The sequence below is a fragment of the Thermococcus sp. 4557 genome, assembly GCF_000221185.1.
Classification (GTDB): Archaea; Methanobacteriota_B; Thermococci; order Thermococcales; family Thermococcaceae; genus Thermococcus.
Window position 1 is genome coordinate 240,462 of sequence record NC_015865.1, and the last position, 18,867, is coordinate 259,328.

Annotated in this window: 18 protein-coding genes; 6 read left to right on the forward strand and 12 right to left on the reverse strand. The window is 55.4% G+C overall.

Going from position 1 to position 18,867, the window contains the following annotated elements; translation table 11 throughout:
- Nucleotides 1-24: 24 nt before the first annotated feature.
- Nucleotides 25-255: a hypothetical protein gene (locus tag GQS_RS01130; protein ID WP_148236345.1), complete on the forward strand. Its 231-nt coding sequence runs from the start codon at nucleotides 25-27 to the stop codon at nucleotides 253-255.
- Here the strand turns inward: GQS_RS01130 and GQS_RS01135 are convergent.
- From GQS_RS01135 to GQS_RS01155, 5 genes are all read right to left on the reverse strand, one after another.
- Entirely contained in the window at nucleotides 252-1,544 is a 1,293-nt protein-coding gene (locus GQS_RS01135) for a restriction endonuclease subunit S (RefSeq protein ID WP_014011821.1), read from the reverse strand. The two genes, GQS_RS01130 and GQS_RS01135, sit on opposite strands and share 4 nt — an antisense overlap.
- Before the next feature lies 1 nt (nucleotide 1,545).
- Nucleotides 1,546-3,159: a hypothetical protein gene (locus tag GQS_RS01140; RefSeq protein ID WP_014011822.1), complete on the reverse strand. Its 1,614-nt coding sequence runs from the start codon at nucleotides 3,157-3,159 to the stop codon at nucleotides 1,546-1,548.
- Nucleotides 3,160-3,168: 9 nt separating this feature from the next.
- Nucleotides 3,169-4,722: an N-6 DNA methylase gene (locus tag GQS_RS01145; protein WP_014011823.1), complete on the reverse strand. Its 1,554-nt coding sequence runs from the start codon at nucleotides 4,720-4,722 to the stop codon at nucleotides 3,169-3,171.
- A 75-nt stretch (nucleotides 4,723-4,797) separates the two neighbouring features.
- On the reverse strand, nucleotides 4,798-6,699 hold the full coding sequence (locus GQS_RS01150; protein WP_014011824.1) for an aldehyde ferredoxin oxidoreductase family protein: 1,902 nt from the start codon (nucleotides 6,697-6,699) through the stop codon (nucleotides 4,798-4,800).
- 253 nt (nucleotides 6,700-6,952) lie between these two features.
- Nucleotides 6,953-7,792 carry a class I SAM-dependent methyltransferase family protein gene (locus GQS_RS01155; RefSeq protein WP_014011825.1) on the reverse strand — a complete coding sequence of 280 codons (840 nt, stop codon included), beginning with the start codon at nucleotides 7,790-7,792 and terminating at the stop codon, nucleotides 6,953-6,955.
- Nucleotides 7,793-7,919: 127 nt separating this feature from the next.
- Here GQS_RS01155 and GQS_RS01160 point away from each other — a divergent pair, with 127 nt between their 5' ends.
- Nucleotides 7,920-8,255 carry a hypothetical protein gene (locus GQS_RS01160; protein ID WP_014011826.1) on the forward strand — a complete coding sequence of 112 codons (336 nt, stop codon included), beginning with the start codon at nucleotides 7,920-7,922 and terminating at the stop codon, nucleotides 8,253-8,255.
- A gap of 180 nt (nucleotides 8,256-8,435) precedes the next feature.
- The gene (gene cas4 / locus GQS_RS01165) at nucleotides 8,436-9,077 is read left to right on the forward strand and encodes a CRISPR-associated protein Cas4 (RefSeq protein ID WP_014011827.1); all 642 of its coding nucleotides are present in this window, start codon (nucleotides 8,436-8,438) and stop codon (nucleotides 9,075-9,077) included.
- A 93-nt stretch (nucleotides 9,078-9,170) separates the two neighbouring features.
- On the opposite strand, the gene GQS_RS01170 is transcribed toward cas4, so the two are convergent.
- On the reverse strand, nucleotides 9,171-10,049 hold the full coding sequence (locus GQS_RS01170; protein ID WP_014011828.1) for an MBL fold metallo-hydrolase: 879 nt from the start codon (nucleotides 10,047-10,049) through the stop codon (nucleotides 9,171-9,173).
- 77 nt (nucleotides 10,050-10,126) lie between these two features.
- On the reverse strand, nucleotides 10,127-10,306 hold the full coding sequence (locus GQS_RS01175) for a hypothetical protein (protein ID WP_014011829.1): 180 nt from the start codon (nucleotides 10,304-10,306) through the stop codon (nucleotides 10,127-10,129).
- Between the two features lie 180 nt (nucleotides 10,307-10,486).
- Between GQS_RS01175 and GQS_RS01180 the strand changes: the two genes are divergently transcribed.
- On the forward strand, nucleotides 10,487-11,794 hold the full coding sequence (locus tag GQS_RS01180) for a 2,3-phosphoglycerate synthetase (protein ID WP_014011830.1): 1,308 nt from the start codon (nucleotides 10,487-10,489) through the stop codon (nucleotides 11,792-11,794).
- A complete protein-coding gene (locus tag GQS_RS01185) occupies nucleotides 11,791-12,681 on the forward strand; it encodes a 2-phosphoglycerate kinase (RefSeq protein ID WP_014011831.1) in 891 nt (296 codons plus the stop codon). The genes GQS_RS01180 and GQS_RS01185 overlap by 4 nt, the downstream gene beginning before the upstream one ends.
- On the opposite strand, the gene GQS_RS01190 is transcribed toward GQS_RS01185, so the two are convergent.
- From GQS_RS01190 to GQS_RS01200, 3 genes are read right to left on the reverse strand one after another with little or no spacing between them, the layout of a single operon-like run.
- On the reverse strand, nucleotides 12,671-14,182 hold the full coding sequence (locus GQS_RS01190; protein ID WP_014011832.1) for a metallophosphoesterase: 1,512 nt from the start codon (nucleotides 14,180-14,182) through the stop codon (nucleotides 12,671-12,673). The genes GQS_RS01185 and GQS_RS01190 overlap by 11 nt on opposite strands.
- A gap of 5 nt (nucleotides 14,183-14,187) precedes the next feature.
- Complete coding sequence (locus GQS_RS01195) at nucleotides 14,188-14,598, reverse strand: cyclic nucleotide-binding/CBS domain-containing protein (RefSeq protein WP_014011833.1); 411 nt, start codon at nucleotides 14,596-14,598, stop codon at nucleotides 14,188-14,190.
- Nucleotides 14,599-14,642: 44 nt separating this feature from the next.
- On the reverse strand, nucleotides 14,643-15,434 hold the full coding sequence (locus GQS_RS01200; RefSeq protein WP_048056501.1) for a class II glutamine amidotransferase: 792 nt from the start codon (nucleotides 15,432-15,434) through the stop codon (nucleotides 14,643-14,645).
- Between the two features lie 83 nt (nucleotides 15,435-15,517).
- Between GQS_RS01200 and GQS_RS01205 the strand changes: the two genes are divergently transcribed.
- Nucleotides 15,518-16,390, forward strand: a complete 873-nt coding sequence (locus GQS_RS01205) for a type I restriction endonuclease (protein ID WP_014011835.1) — start codon at nucleotides 15,518-15,520, stop codon at nucleotides 16,388-16,390.
- 5 nt (nucleotides 16,391-16,395) lie between these two features.
- On the opposite strand, the gene GQS_RS01210 is transcribed toward GQS_RS01205, so the two are convergent.
- Complete coding sequence (locus GQS_RS01210; protein WP_014011836.1) at nucleotides 16,396-17,388, reverse strand: AIR synthase family protein; 993 nt, start codon at nucleotides 17,386-17,388, stop codon at nucleotides 16,396-16,398.
- Nucleotides 17,389-17,527: 139 nt separating this feature from the next.
- Nucleotides 17,528-18,715: a cell wall-binding repeat-containing protein gene (locus tag GQS_RS01215; RefSeq protein WP_014011837.1), complete on the reverse strand. Its 1,188-nt coding sequence runs from the start codon at nucleotides 18,713-18,715 to the stop codon at nucleotides 17,528-17,530.
- Nucleotides 18,716-18,867: the final 152 nt, after the last annotated feature.

An 18,867-nucleotide genomic window follows, 5' to 3' on the forward strand; every position in this document is an offset into this window, starting at 1 on the left:
AAACATGAGGAGCATCAGCATCGGATGGTGATGCCTGTGATAAGCATGGGGACGAACCTCTTGGGGTTGGGGATACTGGTAGCCGTGGGCATAATATTCCTGAGTAGGATTCTCGATTTGTTGAAGGATTATGCTGGAGTTATCGTGGCGCTGGTTGGTTTGGCCATGATATTCGCTCCTGAGTTTCTGATGTCGCAGAGTTTGATTGTGGGTGTGTTTTTGGTAATTGCCGGGATTGCGTTGGCTACTAGTTAGTACTTTACTCTCCTCCTTCCTGTCAGCAAATCCCTCATCAGCCCGCGCTTAACGCGCTCAAGCTTCTCCCTTCTCCGCCTGAGGAGTTCGAGCTTTCTGTCAACTGTGGAGAGGATTTCGGCGATTTGTTTTTGTTCGGAGAGAGGTGGGAGGGGGAGTTTAAGTCTCTTTATGGTTCCTGCATAGAGTGCGGGTAATGTGGTGCTAGAACGTGCTGCGTTTATCTGCCATGGGATAATCTTAGAATCGTTGATAATACGTTCAAGGTACTCAGGCCAGAGTATCTCTGGGTTAACTCTTATTATTGCAAGATTTGTGTGAATAATGCCTTTTTCTACCCCCTCAGGAACTACTATTGCCTTCCCAACGGTTCCACGTATTGTTAATAGAATATCACCTGGCTTAACTTCCATACTCTTTAGCTGTTTGAATTTTTCTGGGGAGATGTAAATGTTGCCGAGCGAAAAGTCTCTCCTTAGAACATTATCTTGGGTGTATACTTTGATCCCTCTATCTGTCAACTCACTTTTTCTAAGTTGGCTTCCAAAGGGCCCAGTTTTTATCTTCTGGGCAATCTCCCCCAACCTAACAACCTGCCACTCTTCCGGAATCTCGCCCAGCTCGGTCTTCTTGAACCGCTCGTGCTTGATGCCCTTCGTTAAAAGCCTCTGCATGAGGCCATTCTTTAGGCGCTCCGTCCGCTCGATGGCTTCGTCGGTTTTCTCGATGGCATTGTCAACGGTGCGCAAAATCTCGGCGATTTTCTTCTGCTCGGGGAGGGGTGGGAGAAACAATAGTAATCGTTTCAGTTCGCTGTTTTTTATTCCCCCAATCATGCCATGGAATGCTTGTTGAATCTGTACTTGAGCAAATGGGGAGTACATAAAATAAAATAAGAACAAGTTATGAAGTGTATTGAAGTCTTTTGGCCTCAGAAGATAGACATGTTCATTTATGGCAACCTCTGAGTAACCTTTTATGTCCTCAACGAACGCGACTTTACCTGTTGTTGCTCCATCCTTAACAAGTAAGATATCCCCAACTTTGACCTTTCCTTTTCTAAGCTGAGCAAAGAACTCCTTGGGAATGAATTTCATATTTTCCCATTTAATTCTGCCATCAGAACCAATGTGTTCTCCACCAATGCTTGGAACTTCTCCCGCTTCTTGGCCTCCGCCTTTTGGTCGTTTTCCGCTTTCAAAGTGGACTACTTCTCCAAGCCCCACAACCACCCAATCCTCAGGAATCTCGCCGATTGGAGTTTTCTTGAACTTGATTTCAGCATTCATTTTAGTCACCATATATGTTTTCAATTTCTGACTTTAGGAGGTTTTTCAACGTGTCCAACAACATACGGGCGTCGCCTTTGTTAATAGGTCTTGCATGATGGATAAGGTCATTTCGTTTGCCATTTAGGTTTTTAATAGTGTTATATATATTCCCCTCAATAATGCCATGGAGTTCAAGTACCTCTAGTTTTTTATGTAGTTCCCACTGATCTAACTTCTCTTTACGATTCTTTGAGAGTTTTTTGTCTACCCATAACCTTCTCCAAAATCTAGAAATAAGTCGTTCTAGTCCTACCCATCCCATAATAAAAGACTGATTAAACTCTGATTCGAGATAGTGGGAATATGCTTCAAGAAAGAGGATAAGGATTGTAGTCAAATCTTCATCCGTATAAACTGTTTCTGCATAACCAACTGCCTTTTTAATTGCATCAACCCCAAGGATAGGTCGCGTGTGTGGAGCTGAAATAATTGATCGGTGAATATACTTATAAATTGGCTGTGATTCATCAGATGGAATATATGACCTGAAAATGTAAAACCTTGGGGGCTTTCTGGGATAGTACACCTCTTTTAGGTCGGAATATCGTGTTGCAAAAAAATTTGCATTTCCTACAAAGATGGTTAATAAACTGGTAATCAGATTTATTACCTTCCTCGCTTCCTCTCGTGATCGTGTTAGGACTAAAATCATTCCATTGTTTTTAATTTCAATCTCTATCTCTCCAATTTTGAATTTCTCGCTAGGGCTTGGAGAGATTATTGGTTTCAATAGCACGTGTTCGTGAAAGTTTCTCATTGGCTTCTCAAACACCCAGACTGGTGGATATAAGTATGCTGCATATCCAACAATTTCAATGCTGTCAGAAAAAGATCTGGACTCTTTGTTGTTCTCCTTTGGAGCTGTTTTAGCCAGTGACATGGCACTATCAAGGAGTTCTCTAAGTTCTTCAAGAAGCTTTTTTTGATCCAATTCTGCAATATTGCCAAAGAAGACATCAATTTGGCCATCAGGGGGCAAGAATACTGTACGTTTTGTGAAGTACATCCCAACAGTGAAAGGTTCCACCATAACGGTTCCAAAAAGAGGCGAATAACGGTAGCTATATAAAAATAGGCTAAGAAACTTAGCAAATACATCAGCATATGTTAAATTTTCACCATCTGAAAAACCTATGTTGGTCCCAGCGGGTAGTTCTTCAACTGTGAAAATGTCAAATTTTTTGAGATAATCCTTGAAGTCACTTGGAAATTCTTTTTTCCACCATCCCTCACTATTTAGTACTTCGTTTATTCTATATAAGAACTCATGACCTAAGTAGGGGCCATGAACTATTACCTCCTTGTCATCTCTCTCTGGATCATGGGTAGTTACTATTATTTGCCACTCACAGGGTTTGCTCATCCAGAACACCTCTATTTGGCAGGGATACCTGAATGGTTCAAGATATACTAGCTTCATTAGATTAAGTGGATCTTCTAAATCCTCTTTCTTGATGTCGTCTAAGTTCTTAATGCTGTTTAACATGGGATATTCTTCTCTTACAGAATCAATGAGGGAGATGAACCATTCTTTTACTTGGTTTAGTTCTTTTTCATAGGATGATTTTTCCATCGTACCACCTCAATACCCCAGCTCCCTCAAATACCCCTCAATCTTCTCATCCACCTTGGCCAGCTCCTCGTTAATCCCCTTCAGCTCTTCCCACTCGGCCTTAACGTCAATCTCCTCCTCCTCTTCCATCGGGAAGACGTAGAGGGTGACGTTGAGGTTGTAGTCGTTCTCCTTTATCTCGTCCAGCTCAACGACGCGGGCAAAGCCGTCAGCGTCCTCGAACTTCTCAAAAGCTTTGACGATTTTCCTGATGTGCTCCTCGCCGAGGCGGTTGAGCTTCCTAACCTCCGGGTGCTTTTCGTATTCCTGGGATGCGTTGATGAAGAGGACTTTATTCTTTCTGTTCTCTGGCTTGTTCCTGTTGAATACCATTATCGCACCCGGCGCGCCGGTGTTGTAGAACAGCTTTTCGGGGAGGAGAATAACGGCCTCAAGCAGGTCGTCCTTGAGTATCTTCGCCCTTATCTTCTTCTCGGCCCCGCCCCTGAAGAGCGCGCCGTTGTCTATGACGATGCCGACCCTTCCATCATCTTTGGCGCTCGCGAGCATATGCTGGATCCACGCCCAGTCCGCGGAGTTGTTGGGCGGATAGCCGTACTTGAAGCGCTCCTCCTTAAACTCGGCCTTCTTGAGGGTCGCCTCGCCGTAGCCGTCCTGATTCCAGGGCGGGTTGGCTATAACCACATCGAAGCGTTTGAGCCTTTCGCCCTCCTTAAACTGTGGTCTCAGAAGTGTATCACCAACGGCAAGCTTCGGCGACTTAATGCCGTGGAGTATCATGTTCATCTCGGCTAAAGCGTAGGTGGTCGGGTTTACCTCCTGGCCGTAGAGGAAGAGCTTTTTGGCCTCATCCGCTCCTCGATGCTCCTTGACGTAGAGATAAGCCCCGATGAGCATGCCTCCGGAGCCCATCGCGGGGTCGTAAACCTCCTCGCCTGGTTCGGGCTTAAGGATCTCAACGAGGAGCCTGATGACTTCTCTTGGAGTGTAAACCTCGCCCTCCTTGGCCTTCTGCGGGGCAAAGTAGCGGAGAATCCACTCGTAGGCGTCACCAAGAACATCGGGGGAGGCGTTCTTTAAGTCAAGCCCGCTGAAGAGCTCGAAGAGCTGCCTGAGTATCTCGGCATTGTCCCTGTGGAGCATGAACTCCATGAAGTCGAACCTGTCAACGACTCCCCTGAGGTTGGGGTTCAGCTCGGCGAGCTTCTTGAGGGCCTGCGAGAGGTTCTGGGGAAGGCTCTCGATGTCCTTCTCGCGGAGCTTCCTCCAGAGGTATTCGGGTGGATAGTTGATGGTGTACGCTTCCCTGTCCTTGAGGGCAAGCTCTTCGGCGGTCTTCCTGTCCAAGCCTTCGTTCATGAGCTTCTGGGTATATTCCTCAAACTCCTTCTCCCACTCGTCGCTTAGTCTCTTCAAGAACAGCAGGAGGAGGATGTACTTGTAATCCACGCGTGTTCTGATTAAATCCGCGGCCTTCTTAAGAACCCTCTCAAGCTCCTCGCGGGTCAGACCTTTGTTTTCTTGAGCTGGTGAGTTGATAAAATCCGTGAGCTTCCTCTCCATGATTCACACCAACGGGAGGATACTCTCCCAGGTTCTTATATTTAACTCCTGGAAGAAGCAAAGAAAAGAGGGGCCTCAAACCCCAGCCCCGATGTCCTCCGCGATGTCCGGGAGGTCGAGGGCCATGAGCTTGGCCTTGGTCGGGATTCCGTCCCTGCTCCAGCCGCGGGCCTGATAGTACTCGTCGAGCATCCTGTCGAGCTCCCAGGGCGGGACGTGGAGGCCCTTGCTGACGCCCTCCGGAATCGGCTCCCACATGATTCTGTACGGCAGGGTGTCGTCCTTCCTGCTGAAGCCCTCGCGGACGTTGAAGGCCCTGGCGATGTTCATTATCCTCTCGCCGATGACCATCAGCTCGGCCTCGCCGATGTTCATGCCGGTGATGGCCTCGACGAGCGGCGGGAAGCCTTCGAGGAAGTACATGTGCCTTGAGAACTTGCACGTTCCGGTGGCGTCGTAGACCGCCATGAGGTTCTCGTGGAAGGCAATCTCGAATCCCTTGTTCTCGCCCTTGGTTCTGTCAACGCCGTCGAACTTCCACCACTTGCCGACCAGCTCGGTTCCGTAGGCGCCGCTGGTGAGGTGGTCGGCACCGCGGACGTTCACGGCGAAGGCGAGGGCCATTCCCTTTATACCGCGGACGTCGTAGGCGGGCGGCTCCATGCCCTTGACGTGCATGGCGAACTTCTCGCTGCCCTTGCCGAGCCTCTCGCTGGCCCTCTTGACACCGTCGGCGAGGAGCTTTCCGAGGTTGCCCTCGCGGTAGGCCATCTTCCTGAGGGCCTCGACGGCGGCCTCGCCGTTGCCGAAGGTGAGCTCGATGCCGTCGGTATCCTCCTTGGTGAGCAATCCGCGCTCGTAGGCCTCCATGGCCCAGGCGATGGTGACACCGGCTGAGATGGTGTCGAGGCCGAGCTGGTCGGCGAGGTAGTTGAGGTAGGCAACGGTCTCGAAGTCGTCGAGCTCAAGGACGCCGCCGAAGGAGTAGAGGGTCTCGTACTCGGGACCGTCCACCATGAAGGTGCCCCACTTCTCGCTCTCCACCCTGACGTACTGGCTGCACGGCTTGTTGCACATCGGGCACGGCTTCCTTCCCGCGCGGTACTTCGGCGCCCAGAAGTACGGGTCGATTCCGATGTGCTCCCTGCCCTCCTCCTTGGCCTTCTCGTAGGCCTTCTTGAAGAAGCCCATCTGCCAGTTCCTGGTCGGGAAGGTACCGCGCTCGCGGTTCATCCAGTCGAGGAACTCACCGCTTCCGTAGTCCATGTCCGCCTTGGTGGCCGGGTGGTCCTTGAAGACGAGGGCCCACTCCTTCAGGAGCTCGCGGAACTTCTCGGGGCTGGCTATCGGAGCCTTCTTGCTGCCCTTCACAAGGATACCCTTGAGCTTCTTGCTTCCGAGGACGGCACCGGGTCCTCCACGGGCAGCCTGCCTGTCATCGGTCTCGATCGTCGAGATGAGGCTGAGTCTCTCGCCCGCGGGGCCGATGAACGCGGTCGCATAGCCGGGGTACTCCTCCTTGGCCTTGGACCTTGCCTCGCCGGTGGTGAGGCCCCAGTAGCCGTCGGCGGGAACGATCTTGACTTCATCGTCGTTGATGATGAGCATGACGGGTTCGTCGCTCTTGCCCTCGATGATGAGCATGTCGTAGCCTGCCCTCTTGAGCTGGACGCCCATCTCGGCACCGGCCATGGCCCTTCCGTAGCCGCCGGTGAGCGGGCTCTTGAAGTTGAATGCGGTCTTGGAGCCGGTTCCAATGCCGGTATCAACGAACAGACCGGGCGTGATTATCATCTTGTTCTCGGGCCCGAGGGGGTCCGCGCCCGCAGGGACCTCGTCGTAGAGAACCCTGGTTCCAAAGCCAACGCCGCCGAGGTACTTCCTCGGGAACTCCTCGGGGAGGGGCTCAACCTTGACCTCCTTTGTGGTCAGGTTGACCCTCAGAATCCTGCCCCAGTAGCCACCTTTTGCCTCCATCTCAGAATCACCTCGAAAGATTTTCGGGTTGGAGGATATAAGGTCTTCGCAAAAGGAAGCGTTTCACAGTATATGTTAAGTTAAGTTCAATTGTTAACCACCGGCGAACCGCCTCCGACACAACGGACCAAAAGTTTGTCCGATGGAACAGGAAGTTCCATGAATGGACTTAAATGGGCGGGGTTTAAACGGTCGATGGAACGCCACCGTTCGGTTGGGCAGGACATTTCAACGGGAACGCAGAAGAGGGGGTTCACTTCTTGAAGACCCTCACGTCAACGACGACGTGCCAGACCCCGGGGGCGTAGCGCTTGATGACCAGCTCGTTGAGCTTCTCGGCCTCGTAGCCGTGCTCTCTCGCGATTTCCCTGAACGTCCTGAATGGCTCCTCCGGCATCAGCCTCTCGGGCACCGTGTTGTGGTAGTGGATCACCGCCTCGTCTTTGGCTATGCTCAAGGCCTTGGGGATGAACTCGTGGGTCGTGACGACGTAGCCCATCAGAATCCTGTCCGCTATGTTCTCCCCCGGAAAGTCGCGGTTGTCGATGTTGTATGCCGTCATCCTGTCCTGGACTCTGTTCAGCTCGATGTTCTCTACGAGGAACTGGAACGTGTACGGGCTCTTCTCTATTGCGATGACCCTGGCTTTCCCGTGGACTGCCATCGGGAGGCTGAGGTGTCCGATCCCGGCGAACATGTCCACCACGAGCTCGCCGGGCCTCGCGACCTTCGCCATTCTAACGCGCTCCTTGACGTTGGCCGGGGAGAACATGACCTTGGCAACGTCGAGCTTGTATCTGATTCCGTTCTCAACGTGCACCGTCACCGTATCGCTCCCGTAGAGAACCTCGTAGTTCGTCTCGCGGAACTCGCCGCCGATCCTGCCCTTCCTCAGGACGGTTTTGACCCCGATTACCTGGGCATAGACCTCGGCGATGCGGTGCTTGTACGGCTCAAGCTCCTGCCTGAGCGGCAGAATGAGCACATCGCCTATCTGGACCCAGTGCTTGGGGAGCATCTCAACTAACTCCTCGGGGAGTTCGCGGGACAGAATCTCCCTGATGCGGGGTTTTATGAGTCTGGTGCTTCTCATCGCCCTTACTCAGCAGGGAAACCTTAAAAAGCCTTCTCCCGTCATTTCGGCAAAAAGCGAGGAGAAAGCCTTAAAAAGCGGAACGACGAATTTAACACGAGAAATCCTCCGGAGGTAGATGAGGAGTATGGATGAAGAACCTTCAAGTAGTTGGTTCTCCCGCCTGTTTAAGTCACGTGAGAAACCCGTATTTCTTGAGCAGAAGCTCAGCAGGGAGGCATACGAGAACTACAGGGAGCTTTTGATGAAGGCCAGGCCCGAAGTGAACGGCTCGAAGCTCACCCTGAGGCTGTCCAACGGAACGGTTGAGCTCGAGGACGGCGTTCTGAGGGTGAAGGCCAGGAACAAAAAGACCGCAGAGAAGATACTGAGGAACCTCCACCACTACGAGCAGCCGCCAAGCATCTGGCCGGCGTACGGGCTGAGCTACTCGCTCAAGAGGAAGAGGGGCACCGTACTCTGATTTCCTTCTCCCCTTGTTCGACCTTCTTTCCCCAAAGATTTAAATGTCTGGTTAGCCTTAACCCTCCAAGCGGATGACGACCCTTGCCCAGTCTGATGGGTGATGACGTCGGTATTAGCTGACGCAGGGGCGGAGAGGTTCGCGGGCCGATGACCCGCCCCCCTTCCTGGAGGGAACGGAATGGCCGGAAATGATGGAAGCAACGGGAACGATGGTCTCATCGAGTTCTACGCCAGCGAGGCCTTAACCTGCCCGAGGAGGATATACTTCAGGCTCAAGGGCTACCCCGAGAGGTGGCCGGAGTTCGTAAAGGTGAGGCTGAACCAGGGTATAAACACCCACAACGTCCTCGGTGAGATTCTGCAGAAACGCTTCGGCTTCGAGCTTGAGAAGCACCTCGTTCTCAGGTCCAGGAGGCTCGGTTTCGAGATACACGGCAGGATAGACGCCATAGGGGATTTCCCGATAGAGATAAAGGGCAAGACCAGCCTCCCCAGCAAACCCTACGACTATCACATGGCCCAGCTCAACATCTACATGCGCTGGGCCGAGGCGGAGTATGGCTACCTCTACTACATAAAGCTCCACGAGGAGCCGATGAAGGTCATAAGCAAGATCGACTTCTCGCGGTTCCCCATAGTAAAGGGGCCGAACTTCAGGGCCTTCGAAGTTCCCTACGACGGCAAGCTCTTCCGCGAGACCCTCAGGCACTTCTACTCCGTCAAGAAGGCCTACGAAAGGGGAAAGCCCCCCAGGGGGGAGTACTCCTACCTGTGCAGGTTCTGTCCCTACCGCTACCTGTGCTATCCCGACGAGGAGTGAGCCCTTTGTGATTGGGAACCGCAAAGGTTGTGGAAATTTTGTGGTTACTAACCACAAAAATTTGGGGGATATTTGGGGTTGAAGACCACAAAGCTATCCCCTTTTCACCGCCCACTTGAGCCCCCCATCCACGGCGGCCTCTATCTCTCCCCTGTTGTATAGCTCCGCTATGAAGGCCCTGACCGGGACGAGGTTGAGGGCGAGCTTCTGGGGCGTTATTTCGACGCCGTAGTGCCTCATTATCCTGAAGGCCAGCTCGTCCATTGAGGCCGGTTTTTTCAGGAGCTCTAAAATGAGGGACTCGGTTTCCTCCACCCGCCCGAGGTTAAACTCAAGCAGTTCCTCCGCTTCTTCCCCTTCAACCGGCCTGCCGTGCGATGGGATCAGCAGGTAGCCTTTTTCTACGTAATTCTGTAGTTCTTTAATTGAAGCTTTGAATAGGTCCGGGTCGACCAGGTAGGGCAGGCCGACCGAGGTTATGACCCGCTCTCCGAAGAAGGCGTCCCCCGCGTAGAGGACACCGCCCGCTTCGTCCGCAAAACCCGTCATGCCGGGGGAATGTCCGTTCAGCTTCACAGACTTGAGACCGAAGGGCTCGTCACCCCACTCGAAAACCGCGTGAACCTTGACCTCCTCTGGGAACTGGAAGACGAGGAACCCGTTCGGAGCCTTTGAGCCGAAGGTGAGCAGTTCCCTGTTCAGCGGACTCTCGGCTATCGAGAACTCGAAGCGGTGCATGAACAGGGGAGCGTCGATCCTCGGCGCAACCGATATGTGGTCCGCGTGGCCGTGCGTCGCGAGCTGGGCCTTTATTTCGACCCCGAGCTTTCGGGCTTCTCTTTTCAGGTCCTTGTGCCTGCCCTTTCCGTGGCCGGGGTCGATCAGAAGGGCCCCATCCTCGAGAACCTTTATCAGGGTGGATGGACTGCCCGGGTACAGGTAGAGGGAATCTCCGAGCTTCCTCAGGGCCATGTTACCACCGCGGAAGTTAGGAAGGGGAGAATAAAAGGCCATCGATGGAATGGAAAAAGCAGGAAAAGGGAGAGGCCTCAGACGTGCCTCGGGTAGAGGGTCTTCTTGCCCTCGTCCTTGGCCCTCTTGACGGCCTTCTCAACGAGGGTCTTGATCTCGGCCTCAAGGGCCTCGTAGAACTCCGGGTTGACCCTCATCTCGGGGTCGATGGCCTTAATGGCCTCCTTAACCTTGCTCTTAACAATCATCTCAGCCATTTCATACACCTCCTTTCAACGGGGCCGCTTTGGGCGGCCGCCAATAATCATACCTCCTTGGGGTTTATAACCCTTCCTGCGGTTCCCAGGGTGGTGTACCTATCCCCTCCGGAGAGGTGCCACCGGGTGCACACTCCAAAATGTTAAATGCTCTATGGAGATAGTGGTTACGGTGGTGGCATGAAAAATCGAAGGCTCGTCCTCATCGACGGCGAGCACTATCCAGACGTTACCGCGTGGGCTGTGGAAAGGCTCGGCGGCGTCTGCTGCGCCGTCTTTCTGGGCGGAAGCGAGAAGATTGGGGACGTTCGGGACATCGAGGAGAGGCTCGGGATTCCGGTGTACTACGCGGGGGACTATCTTTCTGCCCTCGCCAGGGCTCTCAGGGAGAACGACGTTTGCGAGGTCGTTGACCTGAGCGACGAGCCCGTTCTGAACTACGAGGACAGGTTCAGGATTGCATCCCTGTGCATGCTCCACGGTGTGACCTACAGGGGAGCGGACTTCACGTTCACCCCCAGACCGCTGAAGAGGACCAGAAAGCCGAGCCTTGCAGTCATAGGGACGGGGAAGAGGGTCGGCAAGACCGCGGTCAGCGGCTTCATAGCCAGGACCCTCAAGGAGATAGCCAACCCCGTCATAGTCACGATGGGCCGCGGGGGCCCCGAGGAGCCGGAGCTTATAGAGGGGGACAGGTTCGAGATAACCCCCGAGTTCCTGGTCAAGCTGGCGGGGGAGGGGAAGCACGCCGCCTCTGACCACTTTGAGAACGCGCTCACCTCACGCGTGGTGACCATAGGGTGCCGCCGCTGCGGGGGAGGCATGGCGGGGTTTTCCTTCTTCGATGTTGTGGACGAGGGGGTTAAGCTGGCCGAGAGCCTGCCGAACGACCTCATAATCCTCGAGGGCAGCGGGGCAACGTTTCCAGCCTACCGTGCGGATGGGTACGTCCTCATGGTCAGCGCCACCCAGAAGCCCGACTTCATAGGCGGCTACTTCGGCCCCTTCAGGCTCTCCCTGGCGGACATAGTCGTCGTCACGATGGCCGACTTGGTACCCCCGGAGCGGCTGAGGGAGCTTGAGGGGATCATCAGGGAGACGAACACCGACGCGGACGTGCATCTGACCGCGTTCAGACCGAGGCCCCTGAGGGACGTTTCCGGGAAGAGGCTGGCCCTCGTGATGACATCTGCGCTGGCCCTCGAAGGGGCGAGGAGGTACATCGAGGACATGGGGGCGGACGTTGTCCACACCTCTGACAACCTGTCGAGGAGACCGGCACTGAGAAAGGACCTGGAGGGATTCGCGGGCATCGACGCGGTGGCCGTCGAGCTCAAGGCCGCCGCCGTGGATGTTGTTACTAGGTGGGCACTTGAGAGGGGAATCGAGGTTATCTACCTGGACAACGAGCCGGTCAACATCGATGGGAAGGACCTGAGAGGTGCCGTTTTGAGGCTCGGCCGCTCGGTACTGGAGGGGAGAGGATGATAATCGTAACCGACCCCGAGAGCAGGGCCAGGCTCCCTTTCTCGAGGGGAATTCTCACGCGTTCCATAACCCTCGCAGGCGTTGATGTTGGTATCGCCTACAGTATAGCCACGGAGGTTCAGAAGGAGCTGAATTCCAGGAAGGCCAAGTTCGTCACCACGGAGGAGATACGGGAACTGACGTACAGGAGGCTCATTGACCACGGCCTTAAAGAAGCGGCGAAGCGCTACCTGTTCTGGCGCCAGCTCCGCCGCCTGAAGGTGCCGATAACAATTCTCCTCGGCGGGGCAACGGGCGTCGGGAAGTCAACGATAGCGACCGAACTGGCGTTCCGCCTCGGCATAAGGAGCGTCATAGGAACGGACACGATAAGGGAGGTCATGAGGAAGATAATAGCGCCGGAACTTCTCCCGGATCTACACACGTCGTCCTTCCTCGCATGGAAGGCCGCCGGCAGGGTGAAGGGAAAGGACTCTCCCCTGATCAGAGGCTTCGAGGAGCAGGTTCGTCACGTTTCCGTTGGTCTCAAGGCGGTTCTTGAGAGGGCCCACAAGGAGGGCTTCAACACGGTCATCGAGGGCATACACCTGGTTCCCGGCTACGTGGAGCTCAACGACAGGGACTTCATGTACGTGATAACTGTGGGGGGCAAGCGGGACCTGGAGGCCAGATTCTACGAAAGGGCGCGCTACAGCAAGAGGCCGGCCGAGTACTACCTCGAGCACATAGACGCCATCATGGAGATACAGGACTTCATCGTGGAGATGGCGAGGGAGCACGGTGTCCGGGTGATAAACAACGTCGAGCTGGAGCACACTGTGGACGTTATAATGGAGGATATAATGGAGCGGCTGATGAGGAAGGTGGGAAAGGACGTCAGCGGGTGAACGGCCCCTTTATCTTCCATATTCCAAGGAGCCTTCCGCTCCCCCACGTGGCCTGAACCTCAAAGACGACTATCATTCCGGGATATACGTCTATAAGGTTGAAGCTGTTCCCGAAGGGGTTTCTGTGGAGCTCCCAGCTTATCGAGCCCGCGTTGACCACAGGTGTTTTCTCAACCTTGACCGCGAAGGAGTTGCCCCCGTGGCCGGTCAGCACGAGGTTGGCTTCTCCGTGCGTTAAGGTTCTCAGCACGTCGCCGGCGTCTTCTAGGAATCCCACCTCCCTGCTCCGCGGAATCGGGATGATGTTGTGGTGCAGAACGACCACCGTAAAGCTCTCGCGATACTCCTCGAGGTGCCTCGCTATTTTCCGCTGGCCTATCCGCCCGACGACCCCTATGGGAGTCTCGTACTGGGCGCTTATCACGGGAAGGAACGTGAAGCCCTTCATCTCCACGATTTCCGGTTCGCCGAAGTACTCCAGGAACAGGTCGTAGCCGAGGTAGGTTATGTCGTTGTGGCCGGGAACTACGAGCGTTTCCGCCCTGATCTTCTCGTAGAACTCGTAGGCCTTCTCGTAGTAGCGCTCTATCCCCATATCCACGACGTCGCCGTTGTGGATCACTATATCAGGCCTCAGCTTTTCGTTTATTGTGCGCACCGCGTTTTTGAGTACCTTTCTCCTGAAGTACATCCTGTCCGAGACGTTGCTCTCGCTCATCTGGACTATCCTGAGCAGGCGCTCCCCGCGGGGCACGAATATCTTCGGCTTTATGGGCCTGTGCTCCTTCCGCACCTCATCCCCTGTCACGCGTTTTATCGTAACCTCAATCCTGCCGTCGTCGTGGATGGTGATGATGTTGTAGCTGTTCACGTCCCCCTTCCTCGTCTTCCTGCAGGATGTGCACCCCGCGTTGTCAACCACCATATCCTCTATGCGGTAGACGTTGGGCACGTGCTTGTGGCCGCAGGTGTAGAGGCTGACCTCGTGCCGAAGGAGGAGGTCGAGGACGTCGCCGGCGTTGTACAGAACGTTTCTCTCCCTCCCGGTGTCGGGCAGCGGGACGAGGTGATGGTGCGCGGCGACGATTTTGAACTTCTTCTCGGAGTATTCCTCGAGCTTCGCCTTGAGCCACCGGAACTTGTGACCTCCCACCCTGCCGTCGCTCAGGTCGGGTATGGTCGAGTCAACCCAGATAACGACCCCGTCGCGAAACTCGTAAACGCCGTTCAGCGGCCCTATGAACTTCTCAAACAGTTCATAGCCAACGTTCCTGACATCGTGGTTGCCGGGGATGACGACGAGCGGCTTCTTTATTTTTCCAAGCTCGTACGATGCCCGCTCATACTCCTCGCGGAGGCCCTGGTTGGTCACGTCGCCGGTGTGTATCACGAAGTCGAAGTCCCCGCGGTTCACGTCGTTGACTATGAGGTCGTAGGCGTAGCCCTTGTAGGCGCTCTCGCCGGTTATGTGTGTGTCGCTTATGTGCGCTATCCGTATCATAACCATCACTCGGCCGCTATTGCTGTCTCAAGTCTTCTCCTGCTGGCGGTGAGGAGGTCGCTCAGGCTGAATATGCCGACTATCTCCCCGTTCTCCCTGATGAGCATGTGCTTGACCCCTTTCTTGGCCATCAGGTCGAGGACGTCCCTCACGGGTGTGTTCGCGTCAACGGTTATCAGCTCCCGGCTCATTATCTCCCTGACGGGGGTGCCGTTCGACAGCCCCGGGATGACGACACGTCGGATTATGTCGCTCTTCGTGAAGAACCCGACCACCCTGTTCTCTTCGACGACAACGAGGGAGCCTATGTCGAACTCCACCATTACCTCGCAGGCCCGCTTTACGCTGTCGTTCGGAGAAACGCCTATCAGCTTCCTTGTCATGTAAACCTTAATCGGGGCATCCCCCTCTACCATATTCCCACCCAAAATAAAAGTGGGACGGCATCGTATATAACGTTTCACAGGTGAACGGTCTCAACGTCGAAGCCGTCCTCACCAAGCCTGACGTAGAACGCGGTTCCGTTTGGGATTACCCGGTAGTCCGCGGGGTGGTACAGCTCGAAGGTTGAGGACGTCACCGCGAAGAGGTCCTCACCTTCAATGAGGAGCAGCCTGCCGTAGTCGTAGTTCAGCTGGTTCTCGGCATATTTCTCGCTCATGCTGGCGGTTATGAACGCGGAGAAGCTTCCCCCGGAATCCTGAAACAGGGTGACGGTGTTAAAGAGGGACTTCATCGTCCCGTTGATGATCCGGTACTGCTCCAGAACGTCCTCGAGCGACGGGCTGGGGAGCCTCCTGCACAGGTAGGTGGCGAAGGCGTAGGTGTCGGAAACGTTCCCCAGCTCCTTCCCGTCCAGTTCGGCGAGCTCCATAATTCTCTCCTTGTCAAGGTCGCCGTTGTGAAGCAGCCAGAACGTGAAGCCGTGTCTGGACGAGAATGCAAACGGGTGGACGTTGAAAAGGTTCCTGGCCCCCTGACTGGCCGCCCTCGTGTGAGCCATCAGCACGGTGAAGCCCTCAAGCTCCTCCCTAAGGGAGCCTATGGCGGCGGCGTCTTCAAATATGGGCCTCAGCGAGCGGTAGTGCTTCACCGAACCGTCCTTCAGGAGGACGTATCCCCATCCATCCCTGTGCTGCCTCCCCCTTCCCCTCCGCTCCTTGTACGGGTCATGCTCCGAAGACTTGACCAGGGCATCCAGCAGCGGACGAATCCGCTTCCCGTCACCTGCTGCAAACATTACGCGGCACATAGTCCCACCGGAGCAACTTGAACCCACCGCCCAAAAGCTTTTAGGTCCGGGAGAAGAGCACTAAAGAGGTCGGGGGTATGGGCATGGAGGGGCTTACCAAGGCCGTGGCCAGCGTCAGGAGGAAAATTCGTTCACACAGGGAACTCTACGCCAAGAACGAGGAGGCTGTGAAGCAGCACCTCATAGGGGAGGTCTTTCAGGCACTGGGATGGGACTGGAACAACCCCGAGGAGGTCAGGCCTGAGGAGCGGACGGAGGACGGGAGGGCGGACTACGCGCTCATCCTCAACGGCGAGGTCTTTGCCTACGTCGAGGCCAAGAACCTCGGGGTCAACATAATCAAGCGGGACGAGCCCCTCCGCCAGCTGGCGCGCTACTGCTTCAACTCCGGCGTTAAATACGGCATCCTCACGAACGGTGCCGTGTGGATAGCGGTGAAGGCCTTTGAAGAGGGCTCACGCCTGAGGGACAGGGTCCTCGTCACCGTCAACATCGAGGAGGAGCCCCTTGAGAAGGCCGTGCTGAAGCTGTCCATTCTCTCGAAGTCCAGGATAACCGAGATGGAGAGGGTGGCCTCCCTTCTGAGGGCGCTTGAGCTGAGCTTTCTGGGGCTCAGAGGGGAGGGCTACCCCGAGGATATGCTGATCGAGTACCTGACGTCGCGGGAGGGCATGAACACGGTTCCCGTTGGGGAGCTGAAGGGGGACGAGACGCCCAAAGCGGCCTATGTCTATGACGGCGGATGGAAGCTCCTTCCCCTCCAGGAGAGGAGCATCAAGGGGGTTCTTCTCTCCGTCCTGCTGTACCTCGAGAAGCGCGCCCAGGGGTACGAGCGGGAGGAGATACGGAGGGCCTACGAGCACATCAAGAGGATGTCGCTCAGCCCCGAGACCGCCCTGGGTGTGCTCAAAAAGCTCGAGGAAGAGGAAAAGCTGAGGATATCGGTTGAGATTTGATGGGCTCAGACCACCTTCCAGAGCTCGTCGCTCTCGGGTCTCTCGAGGGGCCTCTCTTCGCCGTTCTCAACGATGACCCTGACGCCGGGGTCTTCCACGAACTCCCCTATGACTGAGGCGTTTATGCCCTTCTCTCCAAGGGCGTTCAGGATCTCATCCACGCCATCCCTCGGGGCGGCTATCATCAGGGCCCCGGAGCTTATCAGGGCGAGGGGGTTTAGGCCGTAGAACTCGCAGATTTTCAGTGTTTCCTCCCTTATCGGAATCCGCTCCGCGTAAACACGGAAGCCTATCCCCGCGGCATCCGCCATCTCGTGAAGGCCGTTCGCTATTCCCCCCTCCGTCGGGTCGTGCATGGCGTGAACGCCGACCTCGTTGGCCGTGAGGGCATCCTCCACGACGCTTATCATCTCGATGAACCCCTTTGCCCTCTCGACGAACTCCCTTCCGAAGGCCCTCTCAAGCTCCCCCGCCCTCTCGCTCGCTATTATCGACGTTCCCTCGAGGCCGGCCCACTTGGTGAGTATTATCGCGTCCCCGGGCTTCGAGCCGTTCGACGTCACGAGCTTTTCCCTCGGCACCTCCCCGAGCATCGTTCCGACGACTATCGGCCTGTCGAGGTCCGGCGTCACCTCCGTGTGGCCGCCCACTATGGCGACGCCGAGTTTTGCGGCGCTCCTGTGGAGCTCCCCCATTATTCCAGAGAGTATGGACTCGTCGGAGTTCTCTGGGAGGAGGATTGAAACGAGGAACCACTTCGGCCTGGCCCCGAAGGTGGCCACGTCGTTGGCGTTGACGTGAACCGCGTAGAAGCCTATACCCTCCCCGGCACCGGTTATGGGGTCGGTCGATGCAACTAGAACCGTCTCTCCGAAGTCTATCGCGGCCGCATCCACCCCGAGGTCGGCCCCGATTATCACCCTCTCTCCCTCGGCCCCGAGGCGGTTAAAAACAAGCTCTCTGAGCTTTTCCGGTGGAATTTTACCCGCAGGCAGCATCTTGATCCCCCTGAATTCCGCTGTGTCTGTACGACATAACAGGTGAATGCTTAAAGACTTTGCCCGGGGATGCGTGGTTTCAGAACACGCGGATTGTCGGGTGAAGCAGTGAGAATATGAAAGAACGGGAAGGCAGCCCTCACGGCTGCCAGCGTCCGGCACGGTCCGGGAAAAGGATGTGCTCCCTGAACTTGCCTTTTCCGTGGGCGTACATCTGGAGCAGCTCCTGCCTGATCTGTGCCATCAGGGCATCGATAACATCGTATTCCTTGTTCTCGATGGCGGTTCTGAGCTGGTCAACGAGGGTCTCTATCTTGGTGACGTTCATTCCCGACTTCTCCATGATCCTGAGCTGTATCTCCACGCGGTGCAGGAACACCCTCGCCATCACAGCGGTGTCGATCCTCACCCTGTTCTGCCACTCCTTCGAGGCCATCCTTATGACGAACTCAGCGTGCGCCTTTGCGGCCGTCGCCTGCCCGTAGGCCTTTCCGTACTCACCGTCGTCATAGGCTTCCCTTGCTCTCTCAAGCTCCCTCTTGGAGAGGTCCAGCATCTTCTCAGCGACCCGGTCTATCTGGGGCGGCAGGGTAACGTTCGCGAGCAGCTCCTCGGCGGAGGCAATGCGCTCCTCGCTCATGTTGATGGCCTCCATCGCCATCTCAGGGGTTATATTTACATCGACCTCTGTGACGTTGGCCCCGACGCGGTTCTCGAACCTCTCCCTGAGCCTCTCTGCCATCTCCCTCATGACGTGGCTCCTTATGATGGTCATGTTCTTGGGGTGGGCCTCTATCTTCATCATGACCCTGGTTATGTTGGTGGTGTCGTTGGCGAAGATTATCACCCCGTGAACCTTCACGGCCTTCCTGAGGGCGACCTTGATCGCGGCGGTGTCGTTGCCGGGAACCACTATCACGTTGTTCTCAAACTTTATCCTGAGCTTGGCGGTTGCGTTTCCCATGACCGCCAGGTTGGTCTCGTACCTGTTCCTGCCCCACCAGCGCTCGACGGTGATGTTGAGCTCTCCGAGGTCATCCAGGTACCTATCGACGACGGCATCGGGTCCGCCTATTATTATAACATTATCCGGGCCGTAGCTCATCACGCTCGCCGTGACGTTCGGGTCATAGACCCCCCAGGGAGTCGTCACAACCACCGCGCCGGTTATGTTGGCGAGGTACTGGGCCAGTGTGCAGTCAGCCTCGTTGTCACTGACTAGTATGACTGTCACGCTGGTATCTGCGGCCGACACGTGGCCGAAGGAGGCGGTCGTCGCCACCATCATCAAACCAAAGAGCAATGCAATAGCTTTTTTCCACACCATGGGGCTTCACCTCGCTTTTCTTTTTGAAGACTGTCGTATTTAAGCTTTTTTCACGAAATCGTAGTCTTAGATTCATGTTTGTTCAGCATAGTCCCTCTTTACGGGCTTTTTCATAGTTTATCGTTAAACAACGTTAGCCAACGTTTATTTAA

Excerpts from the sequence above, each read along its gene's own strand:
- GQS_RS01130 (WP_148236345.1), top strand. The coding sequence starts at position 25 with ATGGTGATGCCTGTGATAAGCATGGGGACGAACCTCTTGGGGTTGGGG.
- GQS_RS01135 (WP_014011821.1), bottom strand. The coding sequence starts at position 1,544 with ATGAATGCTGAAATCAAGTTCAAGAAAACTCCAATCGGCGAGATTCCT.
- GQS_RS01140 (WP_014011822.1), bottom strand. The coding sequence starts at position 3,159 with ATGGAAAAATCATCCTATGAAAAAGAACTAAACCAAGTAAAAGAATGG.
- GQS_RS01145 (WP_014011823.1), bottom strand. The coding sequence starts at position 4,722 with ATGGAGAGGAAGCTCACGGATTTTATCAACTCACCAGCTCAAGAAAAC.
- GQS_RS01150 (WP_014011824.1), bottom strand. The coding sequence starts at position 6,699 with ATGGAGGCAAAAGGTGGCTACTGGGGCAGGATTCTGAGGGTCAACCTG.
- GQS_RS01155 (WP_014011825.1), bottom strand. The coding sequence starts at position 7,792 with ATGAGAAGCACCAGACTCATAAAACCCCGCATCAGGGAGATTCTGTCC.
- GQS_RS01160 (WP_014011826.1), top strand. The coding sequence starts at position 7,920 with ATGGATGAAGAACCTTCAAGTAGTTGGTTCTCCCGCCTGTTTAAGTCA.
- cas4 (WP_014011827.1), top strand. The coding sequence starts at position 8,436 with ATGGCCGGAAATGATGGAAGCAACGGGAACGATGGTCTCATCGAGTTC.
- GQS_RS01170 (WP_014011828.1), bottom strand. The coding sequence starts at position 10,049 with ATGGCCCTGAGGAAGCTCGGAGATTCCCTCTACCTGTACCCGGGCAGT.
- GQS_RS01175 (WP_014011829.1), bottom strand. The coding sequence starts at position 10,306 with ATGGCTGAGATGATTGTTAAGAGCAAGGTTAAGGAGGCCATTAAGGCC.
- GQS_RS01180 (WP_014011830.1), top strand. The coding sequence starts at position 10,487 with ATGAAAAATCGAAGGCTCGTCCTCATCGACGGCGAGCACTATCCAGAC.
- GQS_RS01185 (WP_014011831.1), top strand. The coding sequence starts at position 11,791 with ATGATAATCGTAACCGACCCCGAGAGCAGGGCCAGGCTCCCTTTCTCG.
- GQS_RS01190 (WP_014011832.1), bottom strand. The coding sequence starts at position 14,182 with ATGATACGGATAGCGCACATAAGCGACACACACATAACCGGCGAGAGC.
- GQS_RS01195 (WP_014011833.1), bottom strand. The coding sequence starts at position 14,598 with ATGGTAGAGGGGGATGCCCCGATTAAGGTTTACATGACAAGGAAGCTG.
- GQS_RS01200 (WP_048056501.1), bottom strand. The coding sequence starts at position 15,434 with ATGTGCCGCGTAATGTTTGCAGCAGGTGACGGGAAGCGGATTCGTCCG.
- GQS_RS01205 (WP_014011835.1), top strand. The coding sequence starts at position 15,518 with ATGGAGGGGCTTACCAAGGCCGTGGCCAGCGTCAGGAGGAAAATTCGT.
- GQS_RS01210 (WP_014011836.1), bottom strand. The coding sequence starts at position 17,388 with ATGCTGCCTGCGGGTAAAATTCCACCGGAAAAGCTCAGAGAGCTTGTT.
- GQS_RS01215 (WP_014011837.1), bottom strand. The coding sequence starts at position 18,715 with ATGGTGTGGAAAAAAGCTATTGCATTGCTCTTTGGTTTGATGATGGTG.